14 protein-coding genes are annotated in these 19,220 nt (G+C 42.7%); 11 read left to right on the forward strand and 3 right to left on the reverse strand.

What is annotated here, in order from left to right; genetic code table 11:
- Positions 1 to 9 precede the first annotated feature (9 nt).
- From rplJ to BN8908_RS18000, 5 genes are all read left to right on the forward strand, one after another.
- Complete coding sequence (rplJ, locus tag BN8908_RS17980; protein WP_021987638.1) at positions 10 to 528, forward strand: 50S ribosomal protein L10; 519 nt, start codon at positions 10 to 12, stop codon at positions 526 to 528.
- 43 nt (positions 529 to 571) lie between these two features.
- Positions 572 to 949 (forward strand): 50S ribosomal protein L7/L12, encoded by a 378-nt coding sequence (gene rplL, locus BN8908_RS17985; protein ID WP_021987637.1) that lies wholly within the window; start codon positions 572 to 574, stop codon positions 947 to 949.
- A 94-nt stretch (positions 950 to 1,043) separates the two neighbouring features.
- Complete coding sequence (rpoB, locus tag BN8908_RS17990; protein ID WP_021987636.1) at positions 1,044 to 4,856, forward strand: DNA-directed RNA polymerase subunit beta; 3,813 nt, start codon at positions 1,044 to 1,046, stop codon at positions 4,854 to 4,856.
- Between the two features lie 83 nt (positions 4,857 to 4,939).
- The gene (rpoC, locus tag BN8908_RS17995) at positions 4,940 to 9,193 is read left to right on the forward strand and encodes a DNA-directed RNA polymerase subunit beta' (protein WP_068692018.1); all 4,254 of its coding nucleotides are present in this window, start codon (positions 4,940 to 4,942) and stop codon (positions 9,191 to 9,193) included.
- Positions 9,194 to 9,323: 130 nt separating this feature from the next.
- Positions 9,324 to 9,635 carry a DUF3467 domain-containing protein gene (locus BN8908_RS18000; RefSeq protein WP_021987634.1) on the forward strand — a complete coding sequence of 104 codons (312 nt, stop codon included), beginning with the start codon at positions 9,324 to 9,326 and terminating at the stop codon, positions 9,633 to 9,635.
- A 7-nt stretch (positions 9,636 to 9,642) separates the two neighbouring features.
- On the opposite strand, the gene fbp is transcribed toward BN8908_RS18000, so the two are convergent.
- From fbp to BN8908_RS18015, 3 genes are all read right to left on the reverse strand, one after another.
- The gene (gene fbp, locus BN8908_RS18005) at positions 9,643 to 10,644 is read right to left on the reverse strand and encodes a class 1 fructose-bisphosphatase (RefSeq protein WP_021987633.1); all 1,002 of its coding nucleotides are present in this window, start codon (positions 10,642 to 10,644) and stop codon (positions 9,643 to 9,645) included.
- Between the two features lie 289 nt (positions 10,645 to 10,933).
- Positions 10,934 to 11,713, reverse strand: coding sequence for a Cof-type HAD-IIB family hydrolase (locus BN8908_RS18010; protein ID WP_068692020.1), 780 nt, complete (start codon positions 11,711 to 11,713; stop codon positions 10,934 to 10,936).
- 5 nt (positions 11,714 to 11,718) lie between these two features.
- Positions 11,719 to 12,861 (reverse strand): iron-containing alcohol dehydrogenase, encoded by a 1,143-nt coding sequence (locus tag BN8908_RS18015; protein ID WP_068692022.1) that lies wholly within the window; start codon positions 12,859 to 12,861, stop codon positions 11,719 to 11,721.
- A 161-nt stretch (positions 12,862 to 13,022) separates the two neighbouring features.
- Here BN8908_RS18015 and BN8908_RS18020 point away from each other — a divergent pair, with 161 nt between their 5' ends.
- From BN8908_RS18020 to BN8908_RS18045, 6 genes are all read left to right on the forward strand, one after another.
- On the forward strand, positions 13,023 to 13,580 hold the full coding sequence (locus BN8908_RS18020; protein WP_068692024.1) for a hypothetical protein: 558 nt from the start codon (positions 13,023 to 13,025) through the stop codon (positions 13,578 to 13,580).
- 20 nt (positions 13,581 to 13,600) lie between these two features.
- Positions 13,601 to 16,402 (forward strand): TonB-dependent receptor, encoded by a 2,802-nt coding sequence (locus BN8908_RS18025; RefSeq protein WP_068692026.1) that lies wholly within the window; start codon positions 13,601 to 13,603, stop codon positions 16,400 to 16,402.
- A gap of 10 nt (positions 16,403 to 16,412) precedes the next feature.
- Complete coding sequence (locus BN8908_RS18030; protein WP_068692027.1) at positions 16,413 to 17,360, forward strand: metallophosphoesterase; 948 nt, start codon at positions 16,413 to 16,415, stop codon at positions 17,358 to 17,360.
- 131 nt (positions 17,361 to 17,491) lie between these two features.
- A complete protein-coding gene (locus BN8908_RS18035) occupies positions 17,492 to 17,962 on the forward strand; it encodes a GNAT family N-acetyltransferase (protein ID WP_068692029.1) in 471 nt (156 codons plus the stop codon).
- 78 nt (positions 17,963 to 18,040) lie between these two features.
- Positions 18,041 to 18,529, forward strand: a complete 489-nt coding sequence (locus tag BN8908_RS18040) for a GNAT family N-acetyltransferase (RefSeq protein WP_068692445.1) — start codon at positions 18,041 to 18,043, stop codon at positions 18,527 to 18,529.
- 49 nt (positions 18,530 to 18,578) lie between these two features.
- Complete coding sequence (locus BN8908_RS18045) at positions 18,579 to 18,869, forward strand: hypothetical protein (RefSeq protein ID WP_068692031.1); 291 nt, start codon at positions 18,579 to 18,581, stop codon at positions 18,867 to 18,869.
- Positions 18,870 to 19,220 lie beyond the last annotated feature (351 nt).

Consider the following 19,220-nt stretch of genomic DNA (forward strand, 5'->3'; position numbering starts at 1 on the left):
CTTTGTAGAATGAAAAGGGAAGAAAAACAAGTAATCATAGACAATTTAACCGAGCAGATTAAATCGTACAAGCATCTGTATGTAAGTGATATTTCTGAACTGGATGCTGCTGCGACTCAGGATTTGCGGAGAGAATGTTTCAAAGCCGGGATTAAACTGATACAGGTGAAAAATACCTTGTTGAAAGTAGCACTCGATGGCCTGGAAGCAAATTATGAAGACCTTTACGGTTCTTTGAAAGGCTCCAGTGCTGTAATGCTTTGTGAAACAGGAAATGCTCCTGCGAAATTAATTAAAGAGTTCCGTAAGAGCCATGACAAACCTGTATTTAAGGCTGCTTATGTTGAAGAATGTGTCTATGTTGGTGAAAATCAGTTAGAGTCGCTTGTTAATGTTAAATCGAAAGAAGAATTACTGGGCGATATTATCTTACTGCTTCAATCACCGATGCAGAAACTTATCTCTTCTCTGGAATCAGGGAAGAATACTATCGGTGGCGTGTTGAAAACGCTGGAAGATAGAGCATAATTTTATTTTATCTAGAGTAAAAACAATTTAAATAATTATCGAAATGGCAGATTTGAAAAAACTTGCAGAGGAATTAGTTAACCTGACTGTAAAAGACGTAAAAGAATTAGCTGACATCTTAAAAGAAGAATACGGAATCGAACCTGCAGCAGCTGCTGCTGTTGTTGCTGCTCCTGCAGCTGGTGCCGGTGCTGCCGCTGCCGCTGAACAAACCGAGTTCGACGTTATCCTGAAATCAGCAGGTGCTGCTAAGTTAGGTGTTGTTAAATTAGTGAAAGAGCTGACCGGTCTTGGACTGAAAGAAGCTAAAGAATTAGTTGACAAAGCACCGGCTCCTCTGAAAGAAAAAGTTTCTAAAGAAGAAGCTGCTCAGTTGAAAGCTCAATTAGAAGAAGCTGGAGCTGAAGTTGAACTTAAATAAGTCATAGAACCCTTTGGGTTTTTAAGGTTTAGAGTCATTTTTGACTCTAAACCGTTTTGTTGTTATTATTGTTTAGGTTCCAAAAAATTAATAGATGTCTTCAAATCATTCAAATAAAAGAATAAGCTTTGCCTCCATTAAAAATCAATTGGAATATCCTGATTTTCTTGAAGTGCAATTAAAGTCTTTCAAAGACTTTTTTCAATTGGGTACTACTCCCGAAAACAGAAAAAACGAAGGCCTTTACACCGTTTTTAAAGAGAACTTTCCTATTACCGATACCCGGAATAATTTCGTGCTGGAGTTCCTCGATTATTTTATCGATCCGCCCCGTTATACGATAGACGAGTGTCTGGAACAGGGATTGACTTATGGTGCGCCTCTGAAGGCAAAACTGAAGCTGTATTGTACGGACCCCGAACATGAGGATTTCGATACGGTTATCGAAGATGTATACCTCGGGAATGTCCCTTATATGACTCCGAAAGGAACTTTCGTAATCAATGGGGCTGAGCGTGTCATCGTATCACAGTTGCACAGATCGCCGGGAGTGTTTTTCGGACAGAGCGTTCATGCTAACGGTACCAAGCTTTATTCAGCCAGAATTATTCCGTTCAAAGGGTCGTGGATTGAGTTCGCTACAGACATCAATAATGTGATGTATGCGTATATCGACCGGAAGAAAAAATTGCCGGTGACGACATTGTTGCGCGCTATCGGTTTTGAGACGGATAAGGATATTCTTCAGATATTCGACCTGGCAGATGAAATAAATGTTTCCAAATCGGGATTGAAAAAAGTCGTTGGCCGTCGTTTGGCTGCGCGTGTTTTGAAGACCTGGGTGGAGGATTTCGTGGATGAAGATACGGGGGAAGTCGTATCTATCGAACGTAACGAAATCATTGTGGATCGTGAGACTGTTCTGGAAAATGAACATATCGATGCAATTGTAGAATCGGGAGCTAAAACCATTCTGTTGCATAAAGAAAAGCAAAATCTGGCAGATTATGCCATTATATATAATACACTGCAGAAAGATCCGTGTAACTCGGAGAAAGAAGCAGTGCTCCATATTTACAGACAATTACGTAGCTCGGAGCCGCCTGACGAAGCGACAGCCCGCGACGTGATCGATAAGTTGTTCTTCTCGGATAAACGTTACGACCTGGGAGATGTAGGCCGTTATAAACTGAATAAAAAATTAGGTTTGTCTACAGATCCTTCCGTACGGATATTGACGAAGGAAGATATCATTGAGATTATCAAATATCTGATCAAGTTGCTGAATGCCCGTACGGATGTGGACGATATCGACCACTTGAGCAACCGGCGTGTACGTACTGTCGGAGAACAATTATACAATCAGTTCGGTGTGGGATTGGCCCGTATGGCCCGTACCATTCGTGAACGGATGAATGTCCGGGACAATGAGGTGTTTACTCCGGTAGATTTGATCAATTCCAAGATATTGTCTTCTGTGATCAATTCTTTCTTTGGAACGAATGCCTTGTCTCAGTTTATGGATCAAACCAACCCGTTGGCCGAGATTACGCACAAACGTCGTATGTCAGCCCTGGGACCCGGTGGTTTGTCCCGCGATCGTGCCGGATTCGAGGTGCGAGACGTTCATTACACACACTACGGTCGTCTCTGTCCGATTGAAACTCCGGAAGGCCCGAATATCGGATTGATTTCTTCGCTTTGTGTATATGCGAAGATTAACGAACTCGGTTTTATCGAAACTCCTTACCGGAAAGTTGACAATGCAGTTGTCGATTTGTCTTCGGAAGGTGTAAAATATTTGTCCGCAGAAGAAGAAGAAGGTCTGGTGATTGCGCAGGCAAATGCCAAAGTAGGGGATGACGGACATTTCGTGAAAAAACGGGCAAAATCCCGTAAAGACGGTGACTTCCCTGTGGAAGACGTTGAAAAGGTTGACTTGATCGACGTTGCTCCGAATCAGATCGCCTCTATTGCCGCTTCGTTGATTCCTTTCCTGGAACATGACGATGCTAACCGTGCATTGATGGGATCTAACATGATGCGTCAGGCTGTGCCCATCATCAAGCCGCAGGCTCCGATTGTGGGAACCGGTCTGGAGGGGGCTTTGATACGGGATTCCCGTACCCAGGTTGTAGCAGAAGGCGCAGGTATCGTTGACTTTGTCGATGGACGCCGGATTGTCATTAAATACGACCAGACAGAGGAAGAACGTTTCGTAAGCTTCGACGGTGATACCAGAGAATATCTCCTGCCGAAATACAAACGTACCAACCAGAGTACCACCATCACTTTGCGTCCGATTGTCAAGAAAGGACAACGGGTAGAAGCCGGAGAAATACTCACGGAAGGATATTCTTCCGAAGATGGGGAACTGGCTTTGGGACGTAACCTGAAAGTGGCCTATATGCCCTGGAAAGGATACAACTATGAGGATGCTATCGTGATTTCTGAAAATATCGTGCGCAACGATGTATTTACGTCAGTGCATGTCGATGAATATTCTCTTGAAGTCCGCGAAACCAAGCGAGGCTTGGAAGAGTTGACGGCTGATATTCCGAATGTAAGTGAAGATGCTACGAAAAATTTGGATGAAAACGGTATTATCCGTATCGGAGCCCGAGTAGAACCCGGAGATATCCTGATCGGTAAGATTACACCGAAGGGAGAATCCGATCCGAGTCCGGAAGAAAAATTGCTGCGTGCTATTTTTGGAGACAAGGCCGGAGATGTAAAAGATGCTTCATTGAAAGCTTCTCCTTCTTTAAGAGGTGTCATTATCGATAAGAAATTATTCCAACGGACGATCGGAGACCGCAAATCGAAAGCTGCCGGAAAAACTTTACTGGCAGAAATCGACGAACAATTCGAACGTAAAGTCGGGGATTTGAATACACTTCTGATAGATAAGCTGTTCGAGCTGACCAATGGTAAGACGTCCCAGGGTGTGAAGAACTACCTGAATGAAGATGTGATACCGAAAGGTGTGAAATTTACGTTGAAGACCCTGCAAAATCTGAATTATTTGGAGATCAATCCTAATAAATGGACAACAGACAAGCAGAAAAATGACATGATCCGGGATTTGCTTCACAACTATGTGATCAAGTACAAGGAGATCGAAGGCCAGATGAAACGTAAGAAATACAATGCTACTGTAGGTGATGAGTTACCTTCCGGTATCATCAAGATGGCGAAAGTGTACGTGGCTAAAAAACGTAAACTGCAAATCGGTGATAAGATGGCCGGTCGTCACGGTAACAAAGGTATTGTGTCCCGTGTTGTCAGAGTGGAAGATATGCCTTTCCTGGCAGACGGTACGCCGGTGGACATTTGTCTGAACCCGCTGGGTGTGCCTTCCCGTATGAATCTGGGACAGATTTTCGAGGCTGTGTTAGGATGGGCCGGAAAAGAATTGGAACTGAAATTTGCAACTCCGATTTTCGATGGTGCTAATCTGGATGACATCAATGCTTATACCGATAAAGCCGGTGTTCCGCGTTACGGTACGACTTATCTGTATGACGGAGGTACCGGAGAGCGTTTCGACCAGCCGGCAACGGTGGGTGTGACATACTTCTTGAAACTGGGCCATATGGTCGATGACAAGATGCATGCCCGTTCTATCGGACCGTACTCATTGATTACGCAACAGCCTTTGGGTGGTAAAGCACAGTTCGGTGGTCAGCGTTTCGGTGAGATGGAAGTTTGGGCTCTCGAGGCTTTCGGTGCTGCACATATCCTTCAGGAAATCCTGACAGTGAAGTCTGACGATGTTGTCGGCAGAACCAAAACTTACGAGCACATTGTCAAAGGTGAGCCGATGCCGACTCCCGGATTACCGGAATCATTCAATGTATTGTTGCATGAATTGAGAGGACTCGGATTAAGTGTTAACTTGATATAATTTACGATTTACGATTTTGATTTACGGTCTCCGGTTTTAGTCCGGGACGTAAATTTGAAATCCGGGATCTAAAATCAAAAAAGATGGCTTTTAGAAAAGATAATAACACCAACAAGCCCAAGAGCTTTACAAAAATAGCGATCGGTTTGGCATCACCTGAAGAGATTCTGGAACATTCCAGCGGACAGGTGCTCAAACCGGAGACGATCAACTATCGTACTTATAAGCCAGAGCGTGACGGTCTGTTTTGCGAACGGATCTTCGGTCCGGTGAAGGATTACGAATGCCATTGTGGAAAATACAAGCGTATTCGTTACAAAGGTATTGTATGCGACCGTTGTGGAGTAGAAGTAACTGAAAAGAAAGTACGGCGTGAACGGATGGGACACATACAGTTGGTAGTGCCTGTTGCTCACATCTGGTATTTTAAGTCTTTGCCCAATAAGATCGGTTATTTGTTAGGATTGCCTTCCAAAAAACTGGATTCTGTTATTTATTATGAAAGATATGTTGTGGTTCAACCCGGTATATTAGCGGAGAAAGGAATCAGCGAGCTTGACTTCCTGACCGAGGAAGAATATATCGATCTGGTGGATGCTTTACCCGCAGATAACCAACATTTGGACGACGATGATCCTAATAAGTTTATTGCTAAAATGGGGGCCGAGGCAATCGGCATGTTGCTCGAAAGATTGAATCTGGATAATTTGTCTTACGAGTTGCGTCATAAAGCAAATACGGAAACCTCTCAACAACGTAAGAACGAAGCGTTGAAACGCTTACAGGTGGTTGAGGCTTTCCGCGAAAGTAAAGAAGTCAATAAACCTGAATGGATGATCGTGAAGGTACTGGCCGTAATTCCGCCGGAATTGCGTCCGTTAGTACCGCTGGACGGAGGTCGTTTTGCTACTTCCGATTTGAATGATTTATACCGTCGGGTTATCATTAGAAACAATCGTTTAAAACGGTTAATCGAAATCAAGGCTCCGGATGTGATTCTGCGTAATGAAAAACGTATGTTACAGGAAGCCGTGGATTCGTTATTTGATAATTCACGCAAATCCAATGCTGTGAAAATCGAAAATAACCGGCCGCTGAAATCACTGTCCGACAGTTTGAAAGGTAAACAAGGACGTTTCCGTCAGAACTTGTTGGGTAAACGTGTGGATTATTCTGCCCGTTCTGTAATTGTTGTCGGACCGGATTTGAAAATGCACGAATGCGGTTTACCGAAAGATATGGCGGCTGAATTGTATATGCCGTTTATCATCCGTAAGCTGATCGAACGGGGTATTGTGAAGACTGTAAAGAGCGCCAAGAAAATTGTAGACCGTCGCGATCCGGTGGTTTGGGATATTCTGGAAAACGTATTGAAAGGCCATCCTGTATTGCTAAACCGTGCTCCGACGTTGCACCGTTTGGGTATCCAGGCTTTCCAGCCGAAATTGATCGAAGGTAAGGCTATCCGTTTGCATCCTTTGGCATGTACCGGGTTCAATGCGGACTTCGACGGTGACCAGATGGCTGTACATTTACCGTTGGGTAATGAAGCCGTATTGGAAGCCCAGATTTTAATGCTCTGTGCCCACAATATTTTGAATCCTGCCAACGGTGCGCCTATTACTGTACCTTCTCAGGATATGGTATTGGGATTGTATTATATTACAAAACCGCGTAAGGGAGCGAAAGGAGAAGGTTTGAAATTCTATTCTCCGGAGGAAGTGATTATTGCACTGAATGAAAAGGCTGTGGATATGCACGCTAAGGTTCAGGTGAGAATCGTAGATGTAGACAAAGAAGGGAAAGAATATGTTCATATGATCGATACGACTGTAGGTCGTATTATATTGAACCAATATACACCGAAGAATTTCCCGTATATCAATACATTGATTACCAAGAAGTCTCTGCGGGATATCATCAGTGACGTGTTTAAACGTTGTGGCGTGGATGTTACCGCTAAATTCCTGGATGACATCAAGGATTTGGGGTACCGTATGGCATTTGAAGGCGGTTTGTCCTTTAATTTGGCTGACGTTATTGTTCCGGCTGAAAAAGACGCTTTGTTGAAAGAGGGATATGATCAGGTGGAAGAAGTGATGGCCAATTATAATATGGGATTCATTACAAATAATGAGCGTTACAATCAGATCATCGATATCTGGACCCATGTAAATGCCAATCTGACGGCTACATTGATGAAGCAGTTGGCAGAAGACGATCAGGGATTTAACTCTATTTATATGATGCTTGACTCCGGAGCCCGTGGATCACGGGAACAGATCCGTCAGTTGGGCGGTATGCGTGGATTGATGGCAAAACCTCAAAAATCCGGAGCTACAGGCGGACAGATTATCGAAAACCCGATTTTGGCGAACTTTAAAGAGGGGTTGTCGGTATTGGAATACTTTATTTCTACCCACGGTGCTCGTAAAGGTTTGGCCGATACGGCTTTGAAAACGGCAGATGCCGGTTATTTGACCCGTCGTCTGGTGGATGTCGCCAATGATATTACCATTACGGAAGAGGATTGCGGTACTTTGAGAGGTGTTACTATCGCTGCAATTAAAAATAACGAAGAGGTCGTATCTTCTTTGTATGAGCGGATATTGGGACGTGTATCCGTACACGATATTTACCACCCGCATTCCGGTGAATTATTGGTAAAATCCGGAGAGGAAATTACGGAAGTTATTGCATCGGCAATAGAAAATTCTCCGATAGAGCGTGTTGAAGTACGTTCGGTATTGACGTGTGAGGCGAAAAAAGGTGTTTGTGCAAAATGTTACGGACGTAATCTGGCTACCGGTCGTCTGGTAGAAAAAGGAGAAGCTGTCGGAACAATTGCTGCACAGTCTATCGGTGAACCGGGTACACAGTTGACGCTGCGGACATTCCACGTGGGAGGTACTGCCGGTAATATTTCTACTGAAAACTCTTTAAAAGCCAAATACGACGGTGTTGTGGAGTTTGAAGAGATGCGTTCTGTAGAGTATACCCTGGAAAACGGTCAGAAATGCGATGTTGTTGTCGGGCGTTTGGCAGAACTTCGGATTATCGATAAAAATACGAATATCATTCTATTATCGAATAATATTCCTTACGGAGCAAAAGTATTTGTGAAGAGTGGCACAGAAGTGAAGAAAGGGGATTTACTTTGCGAATGGGACCCGTTCAATGCATTGATTATTACTGAATTCAGCGGTAAAATTGCTTCCGAAAATTTGATCGAAGGCGAAACTTATAAGGAGGAATCAGATGAAACCACCGGTTTCCGTGAAAAAGTAATTACCGAGTTCCGGGATAAAACGAAAGCTCCGGCTATCCTTATCTTAGACGAAAAAGGTGAGACTGTGAAGAGTTACAACTTGCCGGTAGGCGCTCACATTGTCGTTAAAGAAGGAGATAAAGTGATTGCCGGTAGTACGATTGTTAAGATTCCGAGAGCTGTCGGTAAGGCGGGGGATATCACGGGAGGTCTTCCTCGTGTTACCGAGTTGTTTGAAGCCCGTAATCCGTCTAATCCTGCTGTCGTATCGGAGATCGACGGTGAGGTGACTTACGGTAAGATCAAACGCGGTAACCGGGAAATTATAGTGACCTCGAAAGCCGGTGAAGTGAAGAAATATTTGGTATCTCTGACAAAACAGATACTGGTACAGGAAAACGATTATGTGCGTGCCGGTACCCCATTGTCAGACGGAGCCATTACGCCGACGGATATTCTGAATATCGAAGGTCCTATTAAAGTGCAGGAATATATCGTGAACGAAGTACAGGATGTATACCGGATGCAGGGTGTGAAGATCAATGACAAGCACTTCGAGATCATTGTTCATCAGATGATGCGTAAAGTGTTGATTCAGGATTCCGGAGATACCCGCTTCCTCGAAAATCAGATCGTGGACAAAGCAGAGTTCATGGGAGAAAATGACGAGATGTTCGGTAAGAAAGTGGTATTGGATGCCGGTGATTCCGATCGGGTAAAACCGGGACAGATTATTTCTGCCCGTACACTCCGGGATATCAACTCTCAGTTGAAACGCCGCGATATGAAGATTGTACAGTCTCGTGATGCAGTACCCGCAACTTCATCTCAGGTATTGCAGGGTATTACCCGGGCTGCTTTGCAGACTTCCAGCTTTATTTCTGCAGCTTCTTTCCAGGAAACGACGAAAGTATTGAACGAAGCCGCTATTTACGGTAAAGTTGATCCACTCGAAGGCCTGAAAGAAAATGTAATCTGCGGTCACTTGATTCCGGTAGGTACCGGTATGAAAGAACTGCGTACATTGGTTGTCGGTTCTAAAGAAGATATGGAAAGAATTTCCAAATAAAGAAAAAGGGCACTTATCACAAGTGCTCTTTTTTATTTTATAACGTCCGGTGGTTTTCTGCCGGACTTCTTTTTGGATTCTGTCAGGAATTCATTAATTTTGAAATAAAGATGAATAAAAACAATAGACGATGGAAGAAAAAAAACAACAATTAGATATTGAACTGAATCATGAAGTTGCTCAGGGAACTTATGCCAATCTGGCGATTATTTCTCACTCTTCTTCAGAATTCATTGTCGATTTTGTACGTATTATGCCCGGTATTCCCAAGGCAGAAGTGAAGAGCCGTATTATTCTGACACCCGAACATGCAAAACGGTTGATGTTTGCATTACAGGATAATATACGCAAATATGAGCAGATTAACGGAAAGATTAATTTGCCCGAAGAAAATCAGAATACTGTATTCCCTTTGAATTTAGAGTCTCAGGGGCAAGCCTGAGACCTTTTTATTTATGTAAGAATTCTACGATTTTTTCTACCATACATTTGGAGCCTGTATAAAAGGGTATGCGTTGGTGGATTGTTTCCGGTACGATATCCAATATACGGCGGTCTCCGTCGGTAGCCAGCCCGCCTGCTTGCTCTGCAATGTAAGCAACCGGGTTGCATTCGTAGAGCAGACGTAATTTGCCCTGTTTGTGCTTATTGGTTTGCGGATAGATAAAGATTCCTCCTTTGAGCAGATTACGATGGAAGTCGGCAACCAGCGAACCGATATAACGCGACGTGAAAGGACGGTCTGTCGTTTCATCCTTTTCCTGGCAATATTTGATGAATTTTTTTACTCCGTCCGGGAAGTTGACGTAATGTCCTTCATTTACGGAATAGATCGTACCATTTTCCGGAGTGCGGATAGCGGGATGTGAAAGACAGAATTCTCCGATAGAAGGGTCCAGTGTAAAACCGTTTACTCCATTCCCGGAAGTATAGACCAACATGGTGGAGGAGCCGTAGATAATATATCCTGCTGCAATTTGCTTGTCCCCTTTCTGTAAGAAATCCTCACTTGTGACATAGCTACCTTTGGGTGAAATTCTTCTGTAGATAGAAAATATGGTCCCGATCGATACGTTGACGTCAATATTGGAGGAGCCGTCCAAAGGGTCCATGCAAAAGATATATTTGGCATTTTGATGCATACCTTCCTTGAAGACGATGATATCCTGTTTCTCTTCGGAGACAACTGCGCAACATTCTCCGCTGGCACGCAATTCGTCGATAAATGTGTTATCAGCATATACATCCAGTTTTTGCTGATCTTCACCTTGGACATTTTCTGCTCCGGCCCGTCCTAAAATGTCGACAAGACCGGCTTTGTTTACTTCTCTGTTTACTTTTTTGGCAGCGATTCCGACGTGGTGTAATAAGCGGGAGAAATCTCCTGTAGCGTCCGGATATTTGGCCTGCTGCTCGACAATAAATTGATTTAATGTTGTAACTTTATGCATAATAGTAGATTAGGTGTATTAGTGGGTGCAAAGATAGAACCTATTTTTGCATTACACAAACGTTTGCAGTGAAATATTCTTTAAAGAACTGAGGCTGAAAAGAAGTAAAGGAAACAATTACGAATCTTGTTTGATATGAGTAATTTTCTTATATTTGTTTAACCCCCTTTGTAAAAATTCTTGGGAAAGTATAGAAAAACAGCCGCAGCACTTCTCTGGGTATATGGATTGTATTTCATATATTGCCTGGCACAGAGTATCCGATTGTGATAGCGGCTGTTTTTCCGGTTTACGTTTCGATCAGATTGAAATGTTGTAAAGCTTGCGCGATGCCGTTATTGTCAACGCCGGTTGTGACATAGTCTGCTATTTGTTTTACTTCATCTGCGGCATTTCCCATAGCGACTCCTATTCCCGCATAACGAAGCATTTCTATATCGTTGCCTCCGTCTCCGAAGGCTATGATTTCTTCCGGAGCTATCCCAAAATATTCCAATATTTTGCTAATTCCGACTCTCTTGCTGGTTTCTGTAGGAATAATGTCTGTAAATAATGGATTCCAGCGTGTAGCCCTGCAATTCGGAAGTAAGGACATAATTTGTTGTTCTTCTTCCTGGCGGAAGAATCCCAGCAACTGGTAAAAAATTTTATCTTCGATTGCTTTTAGCGGGCATATCGGGGGTTCCGGAAAGTTTAATAAACGGAATGTTTCCTGTGTATTGGTGTCCATATAATTGATGGATAAGGTGTTCTCCTGGATGAAAACACAAGGAAATGCTTTGGATGTTTCCAGATAAAGGATAAGGGTATTCATATCGCTTACCGGCAGATGGTGTTTATAAATAATCCGGTTTCCGATCAGGCACAATCCTCCGTTAAGTGTAACATAGCCGTCGAAAGTTTCATTTCCCAGGTTATTCATAGAAAGTTTGTGGCGTCCACTGGCTACGAATACCTTTATGCCCTTTCGCCGTAAACCGGCCAATGCCTGAATGGTAGAAACGGGAATCCGGTGAGTTTTGAAGCTTACCAGAGTCCCGTCTATATCAAAGAATGCTGCTTTGATCATGTGATTTATTTACAATTGTGTAAAATCTCACGGGCGACACTACCTGTTACGTTTTGTGCTTCTCCGAAGGCGACACCTCTTTCATTGAAACGGCGTTCTATTTCCTGGATCGTTTCTTCTCCGATATTTTCTTCACTGAGGTGTGTCGAAAGTCCCAGGCTGCGGAAAAATTCTTCTGTTTTTTCGATGGTGAGATCGATACGTTCATCATCCGAACCCTGGGTGATGCCCCATACACGTTCTCCGTATTGGAGGATTTTACCGTATTTTTGCTTACGTAAGGTGCGGAGTGTACCGTTAAAGACAATAGCCAGTGTTGCTCCGTGGGTCAAGCCGTGAAGAGCTGTCAGTTCGTGACCGATCATGTGGGTAGCCCAATCTTGGGTGACACCCATGGCGATAAAACCGTTCAATCCCATTGTAGCTGATAGCATAAAATCAGCCATCAGATCATAGTTATGCTGGTTCTCCCGGATTCGGGGAGCAATCTCGATCAATGTACTTAGAATTCCTTCCGCCCAACGGTCGATAAGGCGGGATTGTCCGGGAGTGGTGAGGTATTGTTCCATAACATGTACAAATGTGTCCGATAATCCGCAAGCCACCTGATAAGGAGGCAGTGTGAATGTCGTTTCGGGATCTAAAATCGAAAACACCGGATAATTGCCGTAAAATGCATATTTTTCCTGGGTTTCGTGGCGGGAGATGACGGCCCCCTTATTCATTTCCGATCCCGTAGCCGGCAATGTCAGTACGGCTCCCATAGGAACAGTATCGGAATAAGCCCCTTTCCGGACCAGTTCCCAGGCATCTCCGTCATACTTTAATCCGGCAGAGATCAGTTTTGTGCCGTCGAGAACCGAGCCTCCTCCGACAGCCAATAAGAAATCTACTTTTTTCTCTTTACCTAAAATGATGGCTTTACGTAAAGTTTCTATGGCAGGATTGGGTTCTATGCCCCAGAATTCGACGTAATTATGTCCTTTGAGGGCTTGTATTACCTGTTCATAAACTCCGTTCTTCTTTACACTTCCACCTCCGAAAGTGATCATAATACGTTTATCGGTAGGAATTGCCCGGCTCAATTCGGCAATCATTCCTTTACCGAAAATCAACCGTGTAGGATTTTGAAAAATGAAATTGTTCATAGCGCTTTATTTTTTACAAATATAAGATATAATAGGGGGAATATCAAAATAATGACCGGGTTGAAAAAGTATGGTGAACTTCATTGGTTTGTAATGGAAGATAAACAATTCTGTAACATGTTTTCATTTTTTTTGTCCTAGAAAATTAAAAATGCAGAAACATGAAAACTATTCTTTTTTTGTTGTTGATTGTAGGCGGGATAATGCGGGTAGATGCACAGAGTATGTATGCAAGCCTTGAGAAAAGCGGGCATAAAATGAAAACTGACGTTACGGCCGATGCCGTTGCCGGAGAAACCAATATTTATCAGTGGAAATTTTGGTCGGCTGAAAAAGCCGGAACAGCAAATAATTGTCCGAAATCAATGGAAGTACTATATGGGAAGGAAGTCGGTAATTTGTTGTCGCTTGTGAATGAACGTTTTATTTCCCGGGAACGGGTGGATGCCGGTGATCCTTCTTTGAGAACTGTTGTTCGTAAGCCGGCAATTTATAATGCCGTAAAGCATATTGAGAAATATTATAAGCAGAAAAACAAGAAGAACGATTATTCCATGACTGACCGGGAAACCTTTGCTTATGTGGTGAGAGTAGCTTTGGCGAGTGTAGATACAGAAAATACGACAGATTTTGAGCAGGCCTTACAAGAGGCCAGAAAGAGCATAGAAAAACAGATTGCTTGTTTCTGCCGGGTAAAGCTGAAAAATATCTATGAATAATTAATCCTAATTTTTTACAAATGAAACTGATGAAATTGTTTTCAATCCTTGTGATGACAGGGATACTGAATGTGGTGTGTCTGTTGGCGATGGGACAGGAGGGGAACGGAGTGTTACGTGGTCGTATCAGTGATGAAACGAAACAAACCCTTCCCGGAGCGACGATTTATATCGATGAATTGAAAAATGGAGTGGTGAGTGATGTAAATGGTTTCTATATTTTTTCAAAAATTCCGGTCGGGAAATATCATCTGACGGTAAGTTATGTCGGATATGAAACCGTGACACTGGAAATAAGTGTAAAAGCCGGGCAAACCATTGAAAAGGATGTGGTATTGAAAGGAGATCGCCAGCAATTGGAGGAAGTAGAAGTTGGAGGTACCTTTCAGGGATATCAACGGGCTGTGAATTATCAGAAAAGCAGTCAGAATTTACGGAATGTCGTATCTGCCGATCAGGTAGGACGTTTCCCGGATGCGAATATCGGAGATGCCATGAAACGTATTTCAGGTATTAATGTGCAGTATGATCAGGGAGAAGCACGTTTTGGCCAGATTCGCGGTACATCTCCGGATTTCAGTTCTGTGACGGTAAACGGTAACCGTTTGCCTTCCGCTGAGGGAGATATCCGGAATGTACAGCTGGACCTGATTCCTGCCGATATGATTCAAACCATTGTAGTGAATAAAGTGGTGACGGCGGATATGGATGCCGATGCAATTGGTGGTTCGGTGAATTTGGTGACTAAAAGTGCACCGGCAAAGCGGATATTGAATGCCAGTGTCGGTACCGGTTGGAATTTTATTTCTGAACGGATGCAGGTAAATGCAGCATTGACTTATGGAGATAATTTTTGGAATAATAAATTGGGGATGATTCTTTCCGCTTCTTATCAGAATAGTCCGATCGGTTCGGACAATATAGAGTTTGTCTGGAAAGAGGACGATGGGAATGTATACCTGGAAGAATCACAGGTACGTCAATATTTCGTACAACGGGAACGTCAGAGTTATTCGGCTTCATTGGGATATCGGTTTAATCTGAATCATCGTATCGATTTTAAAGGTATATACAATCGGCGGAAGGATTGGGAAAACCGTTTTCGCCAGTCAATAAAAGATATCAATGAAGAAGGATTGGCCAAGAAAGTCGTGTTTCAGACCAAAGGCGGTACTCCCGATAATAAAAATGCCCGTTTGGAACTGCAACAGACGATGGACTTCGCTTTGAATGGAGAACATCTGTTCAGAACAACTTTGTTGAACTGGAATGTATCTTACGCTCAAGCATCGGAAAAGCGTCCGAATGAACGTTATATGGGGTATGTGAAAGAAAAGGTGCAATTTACTCCGGATTTATCCGATTTACGCAAGCCGTATATGGTAGCGAAGAATGAGGCAGATATGCTATTGGGAGCTGCCGCCGGTTATGAATTGGATGAGTTGACGGAGCAACAGGAAGATATCAGGGAAACGGATTTTAAAGGGAGTTTGAATTTAAATGTGCCGGTGCGGATCGGCTATGAGACCGGAAACTTGAAATTCGGAGCCAAAGTGGTGGCTAAAAGCAAAAAGCGGGATTTGGAATTTTATGAATATGAATCACTGAATGAGGATTTTGACCAGGAAAGTTTCAGGCATTTGAAAGATCAGACACGTTCGGATTTTTATGCAGGTAATTATCGGGCCGGAAATTTTGTGACGAAACAATATCTGGGACATTTGGATTTAAATAACGCTTCATTGTTTGAGAAAAAAGAAGTGCCGGATGAGTTGGGAGGAATCTTTAAGGCTAAGGAAACCGTGTCTTCGGGATTCGTTCGCTATGATCAGGATATTACCCGGAGATTAAATGCAACGGTAGGAATACGTTTGGAGAATACCCATTTGAAATACCGTGGTAAAAAATTAGAGATTCCGGCCAAGGGGGAAGGCGGTGATCCGACGCTGACGGATACGCCCGAGATAACGGATAGCTATCTGAATGTATTGCCTTCAGTGTTATTGAAATATGATGCAACGAAATCATTGATATTCCGGTTGTCTTATACCAATACGATCGCTCGCCCGAAATATTATGATTTAGTGCCGCATGTGAGCATTAGCCGTAAGGATGATGAAGTATCCTTGGGAAATCCGGAATTGAAAGCAACTTTGTCTCATAATGTCGATTTCAGTGCGGAATATTTCTTCCCGACTTTCGGCATGGTTTCTGCCGGCGTATATTACAAGCGTATTAATGATTTTATTGTAGATCAACGTTGGATTGATGCAGATTACGAAGGAACACAGTACGGAAAGGTTATCAAACCGGTAAATGCCGGGAAAGCAGATCTGATCGGGGTCGAATTTTCCTGGCAACGTGATTTCGGATTTATAGCACCTGCATTACGTTATTTCGGGTTGTACGCAAATTATACCTATACTCATTCAAAAATTACGGATTTCAGGTTGGAACGGGAAGACAGCGAGGGGAATAAGCTTGAAAATGAAGATTTACCCTTGGCTGGATCGCCCGAACATATTGCCAACGTATCGCTTTATTTTGAACGTAAAGGATTGAATGTGCGCTTGTCTTATAATTTTGCCAGTGATTTTATCGATGAGTTTGGAGGGAATCCTTTTGAAGACCGCTACTATGATAAGGTGAATTATTTGGATTTGAATACCAGTTATACTTTTGCAAAACATTATACCGTATTTGCAGAAGCCAATAATTTACTGAACCAACCGTTGCGTTATTACCAGGGGCGTAAAGACCTGACAGCTCAGGCGGAATATTATGGCGTGAAATTGAATGTAGGATTTAAAGTAAACTTTTAAATAGAAAAAAATGAAGATTATAAAATGGAGTGTTCTATCGGTTGTGTTAACCGTATGGAGTGTGTTGGCGTCGGCGCAGATAGGGCACCTGGAAAAAGAGTTGGACGGACGTTTTAATTTTTATGTGGTGAACGATATGGGACGTAACGGATATTACGATCAAAAACCGATTGCAGAGAAAATGGGAGAGTTGGCAGAGGTAATTGGACCTGAATTTGTTGCTGCTGTAGGTGATGTGCATCATTTTGAGGGAGTTGTGAGTGTAAATGATCCGTTGTGGATGACTAATTATGAATTGATTTATTCACATCCGGAGTTGATGTTGTACTGGTTTCCGGTGTTGGGAAATCACGAATATAACGGGAATACCCAGGCCGTACTCGATTATGCTAAAATCAGTCGTCGCTGGTGTATGGAAGGCCGTTATTATACGAAAGAGTTTACAGTAGATAAGGCAGGAACAACAATTCGTTTGGTGTTTGTCGATACGGCTCCGATGATTGATAAATACCGGAACAATAAAGAAGAGTATCCGGATGCCGGAAAACAGGATATGAACAGGCAATTCGAATGGATTGATTCAGTGTTGACTGTAAATAAGTCAACATGGACGATTGTACTGGGACACCATCCGGTGTATGCAGAAACCGGTAAAGCGGAAGGAGAGCGGTTGGATATGCAGGCACGTTTGAATCCGATATTGAAAAAACACAAAGTTGATATGTATGTGTGTGGACATATCCATAATTTTCAGCATATTCGGCGGGAAGATTCCCCGGTGGATTATATTGTGAATACAGCGGGGGCTTTAAGCCGCAAAGTAAAAGCCATAGAAGGTACTCAATTTTGCAGCGGTGCTACCGGATTTTCGGTATGTTCGGCATCGGATCAGGACCTGCGCCTGTATATGCTGGATAAGGATGGAAATGTACTTTATGTTGTAGAACGGAAAAAGTAAAATCAGATATTGTATTTGTGAATAGCGTCGGAAGGGCTACCGGATTTTCGGTAGCCTCTTTTATTTTTTTGTAACAGGGTAAAAGTATACCAGAGATTTTTTATCTTTACAAACAGTAGAAGATTCCTGTTATGAGCGATTTGAGAATACGTAAAGCAACAATTGTGGACATTCCCGTTATTGCGGCTCTTTTTCAGACTACCTTGAAAAAAGTCAATATTCGGGATTATACGCCGGAACAAATAGAGGCATGGGGGCAGAAAGCAAATGAAAACCGTTGGCGGGAATTGTTTGCGGGTGACTTAGTGTTTATGATGGCGGAAAAAGACGGAGAGCTTGCAGGTTTTACTTCGGTAAATGCAAATGGATATATACATTCTATGTTTGTGGATTACCGGCAACAGCGCCGAGGGGTTGCAACTTTACTGTTACATGAAGCAGAGTTTCTGGCAAAATGTAAAGGTGCTGAAAAGTTGACATCGGAAGTCAGTATTACAGCCCGTCCTTTTTTTGAAAAGCATGGATTTGATGTGGTCCGGGAAAATGTGGTGAATATCGGAGGGGTTGTAATGACCAATTATTCGATGGAGAAACTTCTTTAAAGGAGAGATTTTTATATGGATTATTTAGCAGATAGGAAAATTTGTTCGAAAAATATGGCAGATTTGGCATGTTGTGATGTGAAAATCAGGAAAACGCAGAAAACGGATATGGAGTCGGTTATGAAACTTTATGACCGGTCAAGAGTATTTATGCGGCAAACCGGAAATGTCAGCCAATGGATTAATGGGTATCCGTCAGAGGAAGTGGTGGAAAAAGATATTGTACAAGGAAACAGTTATGTTTGTGTGGAAGGCAACAACCATATTGTCGGCGTATTTTGTTTTTTCCGGGGAATAGAGCCGAATTATGCAAAAATAGAGGAAGGAGAATGGTTGAACGATAAACCCTACGGAGTAATTCACCGTTTGAGTTCTTCCGGACAGAGGAAAGGAATTGCAGATATATGTATCCGGTGGTGTTTACAGCAATGTCCTAATGTTCGCGTCGATACGCACCAGGATAATCGGATCATGCAAAAGATATTGGAAAAAAACGGTTTCCAGAGATGCGGAATTATATATGTGGAAGATGGTTCGCCGCGTATTGCCTTTCAAAAGTGTGTTTGATAATTAAACTATTGAAAATAACCGGGCAAAATAGATAAATTTATAAGCGATGAAGAGTTGTTTGGATGAAAAAGAACGGATACTGTCCTGGAAACAGAAGAATGAAGAGCGGATAATCCGAAATGCCAAAAGTAAGGTATACAAATGGGCGATTTTTATCCTGGCTTTCACCTTATTTGGACTGGTAATATGTGTTTTTGTTATAGGGATCGATCATGCCCTTGAAACCATGATCCCTGCCGTGATGATGAATTTGGTTTGCCTGACTGGAATGTGGTATGCCCAGAACAGGTATGCCAGAAGAATATTGGAGAGAAGAGAAAATGAAAAAACGAAGTAATACCGGTGAAAGCAGACTAACGATTGAACACAATGTCGTAAAATCATATTCGTATTGCGGAAAGATTTTTGCTTTCTTTTTTTGCCTTCGAAATTGTCCCTTTGAAATTGTCCGGCATCAGCTTTAACTGCCGGTCCTTGTTTTTCTGTTCAAAAAGTCTTTTTGTATTTATGTGAATTTCAGTATATTGAAAAAAAGTTTTCATTTTTCCATAAAAAATTGATTAAAAAATTTGGAAATGGTTTATATATTGCGTTATCTTTGCACCCGCTTTCCGAGAGATAGAGGTTATGGCAGCGGGGTAATCGGGGAGTCAGTTCTTGAAAAAAGTTTTGAAAAAAAAGAGCGGTC

Origin of the sequence: Culturomica massiliensis (assembly GCF_900091655.1) — a bacterium.
GTDB lineage: Bacteria > Bacteroidota > Bacteroidia > Bacteroidales > Marinifilaceae > Culturomica > Culturomica massiliensis.